Raw genomic sequence first — 11,497 nt, 5'->3', positions numbered from 1 at the left:
GAGAGAGGGTTTTTTTTGGGGGGCGCCCTCGAAGCCAGGTTCTCGCCAGGGTGGCGCCGTGGCGCCGGCGCCTGTAGCGTCGGTGCGGGGGTCTTCCTTGGCCGCGAGGTCGGAGCGCCGAATGACTGTCACCCTTAGCCGCCGCCTGATGATCGCGACGGCGGTCGCCGCAGGTCTCTGCGCCTCCACCGCCCATGCCCAAGGCGCCAAGGCCAGTTCCGCGGCCGAGTTCGCGCGGATGGCCGACCAGCTCAAGCCCGGCCAATGGGTCTGGGCTCCGCAGATCGCCCCCAAGGGACCGTTGCTGGTCTATGTCGACCTGTCGCGGCAGCTGGCCACGGTCTATCGCAACGGCGTGCGGATCGCGGTCAGCACCATCTCGTCCGGACGGGCCGGCTACGAGACTCCGACCGGCGTGTTCACGATCCTGCAGAAGGACGCCGACCACAAATCCAACAAGTACAACAGCGCGCCCATGCCCTATCAGCAGCGCCTGACTTGGGACGGGGTGGCGCTGCATGCCGGCGGCTTGCCAGGCTATCCCGAGAGCCACGGCTGTGTGCACTTGCCGATGGGCTTTTCCCAGGCCCTGTTCAAGATCACCACCCTGGGGGCGACCGTCGTGGTGGCCGGCGACGCGGCCAAGCCGATGCAGGCCAGCGACGCCCCGCTGCTGGCGCCCATCGACGCGACCGGCGCGGCGCGCCCGCCGGAAGGACTCGACGCCGAGGAATACCGCTGGACGCCGGAGCGTTCGCCGACCGGTCCGCTGACCATCGTCGTCTCCAAGCGCGACCAGGCGATCGTGGTGCTGCGCAACGGCGTCGAGATCGGCCGCAGCCGGGCCCAGATCGCCGACGATGATCCGGGCACCCATGTCATCAACCTGACCACCGGCCCCGGCGGGGCCGAGCGCTGGCTCTATGTCGGCGTGCCGGGCCATGACGCCGACGCCGGCCAGCCGCTGGACGAGGCGGCCCTGAACCGCGTGAGGATGCCGCGCGGCTTCTACGAGGCCGTGAAGGGCCAGCTGAAGCCGGGCGCGACGATCCTGGTCACCCAGTCCAGCGTCGGCGAGGGCGAGCCGGGCCGGCCCTTGACGATCCTCGACAGCGTGACGCCCACGCCTTAGGGCCGGACGTGGCCCGCCGCGAGATTAGGGTGCGGCCAATGCGTCGGCCCCTATCGCACGCCGGCCTGACGCCCTATATTGCTCCACGGCGGGTCAGCTGTGGCCCTCGTCGAAGATTTCTATTCCCAGGGACCTTAATCTCTCTATCGGGATCTGTTCCCTCCCGTGGCCGTGGCTGCGGGAACACGGAGCCCACCTGTAACAAACAGGTTCGAGTGGATTGAAACGTCTTCACGGTTCTTCGCGGCGCCGCCACCTTCTCCCCCTTTCTCCCATGAGCGGAGGCCCGCATGGGCCGGGTCGCATCCCTGCTGGGCAGCGCGGTTTTCCTGGTCGTCGCGCCGGGCGTCGTGGCCGGGCTGGTTCCGTGGTGGCTGACGCGGTGGACCTTCGCCCCGCCGCTGCTGGATCTGGCCGCCAGCCGGTGGCTGGGCGCGGCGCTGATGGCGCCGGCCCTGCTGGTGCTGCTGGACAGCTTCGCCCGTTTCGCCCTGGAGGGCCGCGGCACCCCGGCCCCGGTGGCCCCGCCCGAAACCCTGGTGGTCGGCGGCGCCTATCGTTTCGTCCGCAATCCCATGTACGTCGCGGTGGTCACCCTGATCCTCAGCCAGGGGCTGCTGCTGGGACAGCCGGCGCTGCTGGCCTACGGCGCGGCCGTGTGGCTGGCCATGCACCTGTTCGTCGTCTCCTACGAGGAACCCCGGCTGCGGGCCGACCATCCCGGCTACGAGGCCTATGTCCGCCACGTGCCGCGATGGTTGCCGCGCCTGAGGCCCTGGCGTCCCTAGCGCGGCGATGGCAGACACAGGAACCATGGTCCACGCCGATCCCGCCACCGCCAAGACCGCCCTGCGGATGCTCGTGCGCAACCGCCGCCGGCAGCTGGCCCGCGAACATCCGCAGGCCGACTGGAGGCTGGTGGACGCCGGTCGCGCCCCGCTGGGCGCCCGCTTCCCCGATCCGGCCGGCAAGGTGGCCGCGCTCTATGTGGGCCTGGGTTCGGAGATCGATCCCCGCCATCTGGGCGACTGGCTGGTCGAGCAGGGCTGGAGCCTGGCCCTGCCGCGGGCCGAGGACGCCCAGGGCGCGATGGTGTTTCGCCGCTGGACGCCGGGCCAGCCGCTGGCCCGCGACGAGATCGGCCTGAGCTCCCCCGACGTGTCCAGCCCCGCCGTCGAGCCGGACCTGGTGGTCGTGCCCCTGCTGGCCTTCGATCGCGACGGCCGGCGGCTGGGCCAGGGCGGCGGCTATTACGACCGGGCGCTGGAGGCCTTGCGGAGCCGGCGCGCGGTGTTCGCCCTGGGCCTGGCCTATGCCGGCCAGGAGACCCACGGCCTGCCCGTCGAGCCCCATGATCAACGATTGGACGCCATTCTGACGGAAAGCGAGTATATCGCCGTCCAAAAGGACTGATCTCCCATGCGCTTTGCCTTCTTCGGGGATGTCGTCGGCAAGTCGGGCCGCGACGGCCTGGCCGACCATCTGCCCGCCCTGCGTCGCCAGCTCCAGCTGGAGTTCGTGATCATCAACGCCGAGAACGCCGCCGCCGGTTTCGGGATCACCGAGAACACGGCCCGCGAACTGTTCGAGGCTGGGGCCGACTGCCTGACCCTGGGCAACCACAGCTGGGACCAGCGCGAGGCCCTGACCTATATCGTCCGCGAGCCGCGGCTGATCCGCCCCGCCAACTACCCGATCCTGTCGGACGCGCCGGGCCGGGGCAGCCACCTGTTCCAGACGCAGGGCGGCCGGACCATCATGGTGATCAACCTGCTGGGCCGGGTGCACATGGACGCCATGGACGACCCGTTCGCCGCCGCCGACCGCGAGCTGGACAAGGCTCCGCTGGGCCAGGTGGCCGACGCGGTGGTGGTCGACATGCACTGCGAGGCCACCTCCGAGAAGATGGCCATGGGCCACTATTGCGACGGCCGCGCCTCGCTGGTGGTCGGCACCCACACCCACGTGCCGACCGCCGACGCCCAGATCCTGCCGGGCGGCACCGCTTACCAGACCGACGCCGGGGCCTGCGCCGACTATGACAGCGTGATCGGCAACCAGAAGGATGAGCCTCTGCGGCGCTTCACCACCAAGATCAGCGGCGGCCGCTACACCCCGGCCAGCGGCCCGGCCACGGTCTGCGGCGTGTTCGTCGAGACCGACGACCGCACGGGCCTGGCGGTGCGGGTCGAGCCGATCCGGGTGGGGGGGCGGCTGAAGGAGACGGTGCCGAGCCTTTAAAACCCTCTCCCGGAGGGGAGAGGGAGGGGCCCGCCGCGAAGCGGTGGGAGGGTGAGGGGTGACGCCGCCAAAGGTAAAACCCCGGTTACTTCGCTTGCCACGCCCCCGAGCGAAGCCAAGCTCGTTCCATGGACCCGATCCCTAACGCGCGGCGCCTACGTCGCCATCAAACCCTCGCTGAAGAAAAGCTCTGGGCGATCGTGTGCGGTCGCCGCCTCGACGGTTTCAAGTTCCGCCGCCAGGTCCCGATCGAGCGCTATTTCGCCGACTTCGTCTGCCGCGACGCCCACCTGATCGTCGAGCTGGACGGTCCGACGCATGACGATCGCACCGAATACGACGCCGCGCGGACCGAGGTGTTGGAACGTTGCGGCTACCGGGTCCTGCGCTTCAACAACGAGATCGTGCTGGCCGATCCCGGGGGCGTGGCCGAGGCTATCGGCGCGGCGCCCCGGCTGAGGGCGTGACCCCTCACCCTCCCACGCTTCGCGCGGGCCCCTCCCTCTCCCCTCCGGGAGAGGGTTTCAAGCATGAGGCGCCGCTTGCGCCCGTCACACCTTCGGTCTCAAGTTCGCAGCGCGACCTCAACCCCCGAAGGAGCCTCCCATGACCGACGCCATCTACACCGCGCACGCCCACGCCGTCGGCGGCCGACAAGGCACGGCCAAGACCGACGACGGTCATCTGGACGTCCAGCTGGGCTATCCCAAGTCGATGGGCGGCAACGGCGAGGGGACCAATCCCGAGCAGTTGTTCGCGGCCGGCTACGCGGCCTGTTTCCTGGGCGCGCTGGGCCTGGTGGCCCGCAACCAGGGGGTCAAGCTGGGCGAGCACAGCCTCGACAGCGAGGTGGACCTGATCAAGGACGACGTCAGCTTCCACATCGGCGCCCGCCTGACCCTCAACGCGCCGGACCTCGACCGCGAGACGGCCGAGAAGCTGCTGATCGCCGCCCACGAGGTGTGTCCGTACTCGAAGGCGACGCGGGGCAATGTGGAGGTTGAGCTGAAGGTCGCCTGAGGCGGCTGGATTGCGCGACCGGGGACATGCCGCAAGGGCATGTCCCCGACCGTATAGCCCTACCGCCGCCGTTCCGTTACGCGGCCGACGATCAGCTCGTCGATCTCCAACCGGCGGATCCTCGCCCGGCCGATCGACAGGCGGCCGATGGCGAGCGCGCCGATGGCCAGGGCTCCGACCGCCAGCGCCCCGACGGCCAGGCCGCCCAGCGCGGCCGCGCCCGCCGACAGCGCTCCGGCGGCCGTCGCCATCGCCGGGGCCTTGTCGACCGCGTGGATCGCGTCTTGGTCCTGCGCCTCGAGCGCCCCGAGGCGAGCCGGATCGAACGGTTCGGACAGGAAATCGGACGGGGTCATCGAACGCCTCCAGCGTGGTCTTCTAAGCTTGGAGGATGACAATATGGGGCGCCAGACGGTAGAAGCGCGCCCTACCTTTCCATTTCCAGATCAGAGAAGAGCCTCCGAATGGCCGGCCACTCGAAATTCAAGAACATCATGCACCGCAAGGGCCGCGCCGACGCCGCGCGCTCCAAGCTGTTCTCCAAGCTGTCGCGGGAAATCACCGTGGCGGCCAAGGCCGGCCTGCCCGACCCCAACATGAACCCGCGCCTGCGCCTGGCCGTGAACAACGCCAAGGCCGAAAGCCTGCCCAAGGACGTCATCGACCGGGCGATCAAGAAGTCGCAGATGGGCGACGCGGCCAATTATGACGAGATCCGCTACGAAGGCGTCGCGGCCGGCGGCGTCGGGATCATCGTCGAGGTGCTGACCGACAACCGCAACCGCGCCGCCGCCAATGTCCGCTCCTACTTCACCAAGCTGGGCGGCAACATGGGCGCCACCAATTCGGTGGCCTTCAACTATGACCGCGTCGGCCAGGTCAGCTATCCGGCCAAGGCGGCCAGCGAAGACGACATGATGGAAGCCGCCATCGAGGCCGGCGCCGACGACGTGGTCTCCGACATGGACGAAGAGGGCGAAGGCCACACCGTCTACACCGCCTTCGAGAGCCTCAACGAGGTCTCGGCCGCCCTGGAAGCCAAGTTCGGCCCGGCCTCCAACACCAAGATCGCCTGGCGCCCGAAGCTGCAGGTCCCGGTCACCGGCGAGGCGGTGGTCACCCTGATGAAGCTGCTCGACGCCCTGAACGACGACGACGACGTGCAGGCGGTCTATTCGAACGAAGAGATCAGCGACGAGGACGTCGCGAAACTGGGGTGATCCCCAGATACCGTCATCCCCCGACTTGTTCGGGGGACCCAAGCCGAGCTGACCAGGAACTATCGGTGACGCCGCTTGGGTCCCCCGCATGAAGCGGGGGATGACGGACGTTTGAGATAGGGGACGCGCGAGGGAGCCACCTCCCCCTTCGTCCGTTACCTCCACCATGGACGCGCCCCTGCAATTCGCCCTCCCGATCCTCGGCGCCCTGGTGGCCGGCGGGGCGATCGGGTTCGAGCGGGAGTATCGGGGCCGGCCCGCCGGTCTGCGCACCCACATGCTGGTCGCCCTGGCCTCGGCCCTGCTGATGCTGGGCGCCGTGCACCAGATCACCTGGCTGGAGGGCGCGCCCCAATCGGTGTTGCGCATCGATCCGGTGCGCATGGCCCACGGCATCCTCACCGGGATCGGCTTCCTGTGCGGCGGGGTGATCTTCCAGCAGGGCGCCTCGGTGCATGGCCTGACCACGGCGGCGTCGCTGTGGACGACCTCGGCGATCGGCGTCCTGTTCGGGGTCGGCCTCTACGAGCTGGCGATCGGCGGCGCGGTGCTGGCGCTGTTGATCCTGACCTTCGCCCGCTGGCTGGACCTCCATATGCCGCAGAGGGAGTTCGCCGAGATCACCGTACGATCGCGCCGCGACGCGGTGATCGACGAGCCGGAACTGCGGCGGCTGCTGGACACCTTCGGCCTGGAGGGTAAACGGTTGAACCAGCGCCTGGTCGAGGGGGGAGCGGTGTTCGAACTGGCCGGGCCGTTCTCGTGCCGGAGCGACTTGAAGCTGGAGACCCTGGCGGAGGCCCTGCGGGCCGACCCCCGGGTGGTGGAGTTCGACATCCTGCCGCGCAAGGACTGAGGGCCGTCCGCGCTTCACGCCATCTTCTCCCCGTCACGCCAAGCGCCTACAATCCCCCCATGCCGTTGCGCCTGCATATCGACACCGACTGTGGCGTGGACGACGCCCTGGCCCTGGCCATGCTGGCGCGCTCGCCGGACGCGGTGGAGATCGCGTCGGTCTCGGCGGTGTTCGGCAACACCTATGTCGACCAGGCCGCCGCCAACGCCCGGGGCGTGCTGCGGCTGGCTGGCTGCGGGGCCGAGGTCTATATCGGGGCCGGTTCGGGCCTGGCCAAGCGACGGGTCGAGCGGATGCGCCCTGCCCACGGCGTCGACGGCCTGAACGGGGCCGGCTTCTCGCAGCGCTGGAAACTGCCGGAACTGGATCACGGCCACGGGGTCAGCCTGCTGGCCTATTGCGCGCGCCGCAAGCTGACCGGTCTGTTCCTGGGGCCGCTGACCAACCTCGCCCAGGGCCTGCTGGAGGACCCCGGGGCCTTCCGCGGCTGGCGGCCGACCGTGATGGCCGGGGCCTTCGCGATCGACGGCATGGCGGCCGGCGGGGCCGATTTCAACAGCTGGAGCGACGCCGAGGCCCTGGCTCGGGTGTTGGGGGCCGGGGTCATGCCGCGCCTGGTGCCGCTGGACGTCACCTCGCGGGTGACCCTGACGCTCGAGGCCATGGCGGCCGGGGCGACGGCCTGTGGCACGCCACTGTCGGCGCGGCTGAACCGGGCGATCGGCCCCTATGCGGCCTTCCACCGCCAGGCCTGGGGGATCGAGGGCTGTCATCCGCACGACGTGGTGGCCGCCGTCAGCCTGATCGCGCCGGAGCTCTACACGTTCGAGCCCGCCCGCCTGCGGGTCAATATCGACGGCGCGGCGATGGGCCGGCTGCAGCGGGTGGAGGGCGAGCCCAACGCCGAGGTCTGCGTCGCCGTGCAGGCGCCGGCCGTCGAGGCCCTGATCCTGGAGCGGCTGTTCTGCGCCGCAGAGGTCGCCCGCCGTCAGGCCTGAAGGCGCGGCGGCTTAAGACTTCGTTAGGCAAGTCACGTCTTCTGCTGGAACGCGCGGTCCTCTTTTCCTGCGGCGGAAAAGGGACGATGGTGCGAGAACACATGATGAACGCGAATCGCATCCCGATCCGAATCCTGGGGCTGGACCCCGGCCTGCGACGCACCGGCTGGGGCGTGGTCACGGTCGAGGGCTCGCGCATGAGCCACGTCGCCCACGGGGTGATCGTCCCCGACGAGAAGGCCGACTTCGCCAGCCGTCTGCTGCATCTCTTCGAAGGCATCTGCGCGGTGATCGAGGACCATCGTCCGGACGAGGCGGCGGTCGAAGAGGTGTTCCTCAACACCAACGCCCAGTCGACGCTGAAGCTGGGCCACGCCCGCGCGGCCGCCCTGATCGCTCCGGCGCGCGCGGGTCTGCTGGTCGCCGAATATTCCACCCGCCTGGTCAAGAAGGCGGTGGTCGGCACCGGGGCGGCCGACAAGGCCCAGATCGGCTTCATGATCGCCCGCCTGCTGCCGACGGCCGGCAAGACCACGGCCGACTGCGCCGACGCCCTGGCCGTCGCCATCACCCACGCCAACCTGCGCATCGCCAACCGGAGGGTCGCATGATCGGTCGTCTTCGCGGGGCCGTCGCCGAGGTCGGCGAGGAAGAGGCGCTGATCGACGTGATGGGCGTGGGCTACGTCGTGCGCTGCGGGTCGCGGACCCTGCAGCGCCTGCCGGCGTTGGGCGAAGAGGCGCTGCTGCACATCGAGAGCCAGTGGAGCGAGAGCGCCGGCCTGCGGCTCTACGGGTTCGGCTCGCGGGAGGACCGCCGGGCGTTCGTGCTGCTGCAGGCCATCCAGGGCGTGGGACCCAAGGCCGCCATGGCGGTGCTGGACGTGCTGTCGTCGGCCGAGCTGGCCTCGGCCGTGGCGCGCGAGGACAAGGCCGCTGTCGGCCGGGCGTCCGGCGTGGGCCCGAAGCTGGCGCTGCGGATCGTCACCGAACTGAAGGACAAGCCGATCACCGACGGGCCGGTGCTGATGACCGCGCCGGGCGCCGCGCCCTCGGCGTCCGCCAAGCCGGCCCCGACCGGCGACGCGGTGGCGGCGCTGATGGGCCTGGGCGTGGCCGAGGTGAACGCCCGCCGCGTGGTCGAGGCGGCGGCGGCCAAGCTGGGCGACGAGGCGACCGTGCAGGCGCTGATCAAGGCGGGATTGCAGGAGTTGGGGCGGTGAGGGCGGCGCTGGCCCCCTCCGGCCCTCCGGGCCACCTCCCCCAAGGGGGGAGGATTTACGTCGCCCAGATGCTCCCCCTCTGGGGGAGCTGTCGCGAAGCGACTGAGGGGGCCTTCCGCCCATGACCCGCATCATCTCCGGCGAACCGCAACACGGCGAACAGATCCCCGGCGCCAGCGACCGCGCCCTGCGGCCCCAGACCTTGGCCGAATTCGTCGGCCAGGAGCAGGCCAAGGCCAATCTGCGGATCTTCATCGAGGCCGCCAAGGGCCGGGGCGAGGCCCTGGACCATGTGCTGCTGTTCGGTCCGCCGGGCCTGGGCAAGACCACCCTGGCCCAGATCGTCGCCCGCGAGCTGGGCGTGAACTTCCGCGCCACCTCCGGCCCGGTGCTCAACAAGGCCGGCGACCTGGCGGCGATCCTGACCAACCTGGAAGCCAACGACGTCCTGTTCATCGACGAGATCCACCGCCTGCCCTCCACCGTGGAGGAGATCCTCTATCCGGCCATGGAAGACCACGTGCTGGACCTGGTGATCGGCGAGGGGCCGTCTGCGCGCTCGATCCGCATCGACCTGGCCCCCTTCACCCTGGTGGCGGCGACGACCCGGGCCGGGATGCTGGCGACGCCCTTGCGCGACCGGTTCGGCATCCCGATCCGGCTGGAGTTCTACACCCCCAAGGAACTGCAGCACGTGCTGCTGGGCGCGGCCCGCAAGATGGGCGCGCCGCTGGCCGAGGACGGCGCCGCCGAGATCGCCGCCCGGGCCCGCGGCACCCCCCGCGTCGCCGGCCGCCTGCTGCGCCGGGTGCGCGACTTCGCCTCGGCGGACGGGGCGTCGGTGATCGACCGCAAGGCGGCGGGCATGGCCCTGGCGCGGCTGGAGGTGGACGAGCTGGGATTGGACTCGCTCGACCGCCGCTACCTGCGCGCCCTGATCGAGAACTACGGCGGCGGCCCGGCCGGGGTCGAGACCCTGGCCTACGCCATCGCCGAGGCCCGCGACGCCGTCGAGGACGTCATCGAGCCGTACCTGATGCAGCAGGGCTTCATCCAACGCACGCCGCGCGGGCGGATGGCCTGCGGCAAGGCGTATCTGCACCTGGGTCTGCAGGAACCGGTCTCGGCGCCGAAGATCGTGCAGGGCGGGTTGTTCGGGGATGAATAGACTGGCCCCCACCTGGCGGCTGCGCCGCCTGTCCGCCCCCATAGGGGGCGGAGTTCGCTCGGCGCGGCTCTTCCCCCTATGGGGGAGGAGCGCCGAAGGCGCGGAGGGGGCAAGTGCAGTGAGCAAATCAAGATGAGCGAGATTCCCCAGCCTTCATCAGGCGTCTTCGACGGCCGCGAGCACCAGCTGCCCGTCCGCATCTATTACGAAGACACCGACTTCACCGGCATCGTCTACCACGCCAACTACCTGCGCTATTTCGAGCGCGGGCGGAGCGACTTCTTCCGGATGGTCGGGATCTCGCACACCGAGCTGGCGGCGGTGGACACCGCCTTCGCCCTCACCCGCATGGAGATCGACTTCAAGCGGGCGGCGCGGGTCGACGACGCCCTGGTGGTGCACACCACCTATGACCGCGTGAAGGGCGCGCGCCTGCACGTCAGCCAGCGGATCACCCGCGGCGACGAACTGATCGCCGTGGCCGGCGTCGAGGCGGTCTGCATCACCCTGGACGGGCGGCCGCGCAAGCCGACGGCGGAGATGGTGGCGCGGCTGGCGCCGTGGTTCGAGAGCTGATTTCAAATCCGCCGCAACACTCACGTCCGTCATCCCCCGCTTCATGCGGGGGACCCAGGCTGCGTCACCGATAACTCTCCGTCAGCTCGGCTTGGGTCCCCCGAACAAGTCGGGGGATGACGAATAGGAGGCGGTTGGGCGTGAAGGCGGGCAAAGCACATGCCGCGACCGGCAAAAAACCCACTCGCCCGCCTATCGTCATAGTTTCACCATTGCCCCGCTTCATGCCAGTAAGGCGCAACGGAACCGGAGTGGGTGCGCTATCACCTCCTCCAACGATTTAGACGCCCCAACGGAGCAGGACCCCGCATGGACGCCGCCGCAGGCCCCCAGAGCTTTTCCTTCATTTCGCTGTTCCTTCAGGCCGACTGGGTGGTCAAGGCGGTGATGATCGGCCTGATCGTGGCGTCGCTGGGCTCGTGGGCGGTGATCATCGACAAGCTGTTCCGCTTCGGCGCGGCCAACAGGGCCGCCAACCGATTCGAGGACCAGGTCGGTTCGGGCCAGGGGCTGGAGGAGGTCGCGGCCCAGGCCGGGGCCGCTCCGCGCGACCCGCTGCCGCGCATGCTGCAGGCCGCCCTGAAGGAATGGCGCGAGGCCAAGGTCAAGGGCGCGCTGGGCGAGGGCCAGGCGGCCTTCCTGATCCAGCGCATCGACCGGATGATGGACACCATGATCGCCCGCGAGAGCAGCAAGGCCGAGGACGGCCTGGGCAGCCTGGCCATCGTCGCCACCGCTTCGCCGTTCATCGGCCTGTTCGGCACGGTCTGGGGCATCATGCACGCCTTCCAGAACATCGCCCTGTCGAAGAACACCTCGCTGGCCGTCGTGGCCCCGTCGATCGCCGAGGCGCTGTTCGCCACCGCCATCGGCCTGATCGCCGCCATCCCGGCCTATATCGCCTACAACAAGTTCTCGACCGACGCGGGCAAGTACGCCGGCCGGCTGGAGAACTTCGCCGACGACCTGTCGACCGCCATCCAGCGTCGCCTGAGCGAGCGGGTCTGACCTTATGGCGATGTCCGCGAATGACGCCTTCGCCACCGGCGGCCGCCGCGGTCGCC

The 11,497-nt window shown here is 69.9% G+C and carries 15 protein-coding genes; 14 read left to right on the top strand and 1 reads right to left on the bottom strand.

Going from position 1 to position 11,497, the window contains the following annotated elements; all coding sequences use genetic code 11:
* Positions 1-121 precede the first annotated feature (121 nt).
* From PMI01_RS23230 to PMI01_RS23205, 6 genes are all read left to right on the top strand, one after another.
* Positions 122-1,132 (top strand): L,D-transpeptidase, encoded by a 1,011-nt coding sequence (locus PMI01_RS23230; protein ID WP_007675085.1) that lies wholly within the window; start codon positions 122-124, stop codon positions 1,130-1,132.
* Positions 1,133-1,422: 290 nt separating this feature from the next.
* A complete protein-coding gene (locus tag PMI01_RS23225) occupies positions 1,423-1,920 on the top strand; it encodes a methyltransferase family protein (protein WP_007675083.1) in 498 nt (165 codons plus the stop codon).
* A 25-nt stretch (positions 1,921-1,945) separates the two neighbouring features.
* Positions 1,946-2,545: a 5-formyltetrahydrofolate cyclo-ligase gene (locus PMI01_RS23220; RefSeq protein ID WP_007675081.1), complete on the top strand. Its 600-nt coding sequence runs from the start codon at positions 1,946-1,948 to the stop codon at positions 2,543-2,545.
* A 6-nt stretch (positions 2,546-2,551) separates the two neighbouring features.
* Positions 2,552-3,373: a TIGR00282 family metallophosphoesterase gene (locus tag PMI01_RS23215; protein WP_007675080.1), complete on the top strand. Its 822-nt coding sequence runs from the start codon at positions 2,552-2,554 to the stop codon at positions 3,371-3,373.
* A 128-nt stretch (positions 3,374-3,501) separates the two neighbouring features.
* Positions 3,502-3,840, top strand: a complete 339-nt coding sequence (locus PMI01_RS23210; protein WP_007675079.1) for an endonuclease domain-containing protein — start codon at positions 3,502-3,504, stop codon at positions 3,838-3,840.
* A gap of 139 nt (positions 3,841-3,979) precedes the next feature.
* Positions 3,980-4,393 carry an organic hydroperoxide resistance protein gene (locus PMI01_RS23205; RefSeq protein ID WP_007675078.1) on the top strand — a complete coding sequence of 138 codons (414 nt, stop codon included), beginning with the start codon at positions 3,980-3,982 and terminating at the stop codon, positions 4,391-4,393.
* A gap of 59 nt (positions 4,394-4,452) precedes the next feature.
* Here PMI01_RS23205 and PMI01_RS27625 read toward each other — a convergent pair whose 3' ends face one another.
* The gene (locus tag PMI01_RS27625; RefSeq protein WP_007675077.1) at positions 4,453-4,749 is read right to left on the bottom strand and encodes a hypothetical protein; all 297 of its coding nucleotides are present in this window, start codon (positions 4,747-4,749) and stop codon (positions 4,453-4,455) included.
* Between the two features lie 108 nt (positions 4,750-4,857).
* Between PMI01_RS27625 and PMI01_RS23195 the strand changes: the two genes are divergently transcribed.
* The 8 genes from PMI01_RS23195 (at position 4,858) to tolQ (ending at position 11,441) form a co-directional block, all read left to right on the top strand.
* Complete coding sequence (locus PMI01_RS23195; protein WP_007675076.1) at positions 4,858-5,613, top strand: YebC/PmpR family DNA-binding transcriptional regulator; 756 nt, start codon at positions 4,858-4,860, stop codon at positions 5,611-5,613.
* Positions 5,614-5,779: 166 nt separating this feature from the next.
* Complete coding sequence (locus tag PMI01_RS23190) at positions 5,780-6,469, top strand: MgtC/SapB family protein (RefSeq protein WP_007675075.1); 690 nt, start codon at positions 5,780-5,782, stop codon at positions 6,467-6,469.
* Positions 6,470-6,528: 59 nt separating this feature from the next.
* The gene (locus tag PMI01_RS23185; RefSeq protein WP_007675073.1) at positions 6,529-7,467 is read left to right on the top strand and encodes a nucleoside hydrolase; all 939 of its coding nucleotides are present in this window, start codon (positions 6,529-6,531) and stop codon (positions 7,465-7,467) included.
* Between the two features lie 89 nt (positions 7,468-7,556).
* A complete protein-coding gene (gene ruvC, locus PMI01_RS23180; RefSeq protein WP_193352459.1) occupies positions 7,557-8,078 on the top strand; it encodes a crossover junction endodeoxyribonuclease RuvC in 522 nt (173 codons plus the stop codon).
* The gene (gene ruvA / locus PMI01_RS23175) at positions 8,075-8,689 is read left to right on the top strand and encodes a Holliday junction branch migration protein RuvA (protein WP_007675070.1); all 615 of its coding nucleotides are present in this window, start codon (positions 8,075-8,077) and stop codon (positions 8,687-8,689) included. Before ruvC ends, ruvA begins: the two co-directional genes overlap by 4 nt.
* Before the next feature lie 121 nt (positions 8,690-8,810).
* Complete coding sequence (ruvB, locus tag PMI01_RS23170) at positions 8,811-9,857, top strand: Holliday junction branch migration DNA helicase RuvB (protein WP_007675069.1); 1,047 nt, start codon at positions 8,811-8,813, stop codon at positions 9,855-9,857.
* A gap of 132 nt (positions 9,858-9,989) precedes the next feature.
* On the top strand, positions 9,990-10,433 hold the full coding sequence (ybgC, locus tag PMI01_RS23165; protein WP_007675068.1) for a tol-pal system-associated acyl-CoA thioesterase: 444 nt from the start codon (positions 9,990-9,992) through the stop codon (positions 10,431-10,433).
* Between the two features lie 309 nt (positions 10,434-10,742).
* Complete coding sequence (tolQ, locus tag PMI01_RS23160; protein ID WP_007675067.1) at positions 10,743-11,441, top strand: protein TolQ; 699 nt, start codon at positions 10,743-10,745, stop codon at positions 11,439-11,441.
* Positions 11,442-11,497: the final 56 nt, after the last annotated feature.

The organism is Caulobacter sp. AP07, from assembly GCF_000281955.1.
GTDB lineage: Bacteria > Pseudomonadota > Alphaproteobacteria > Caulobacterales > Caulobacteraceae > Caulobacter.
The sequence above is the reverse complement of the archived record's forward strand: the minus strand, read 5'-3'. Positions and strand labels throughout refer to the sequence as shown.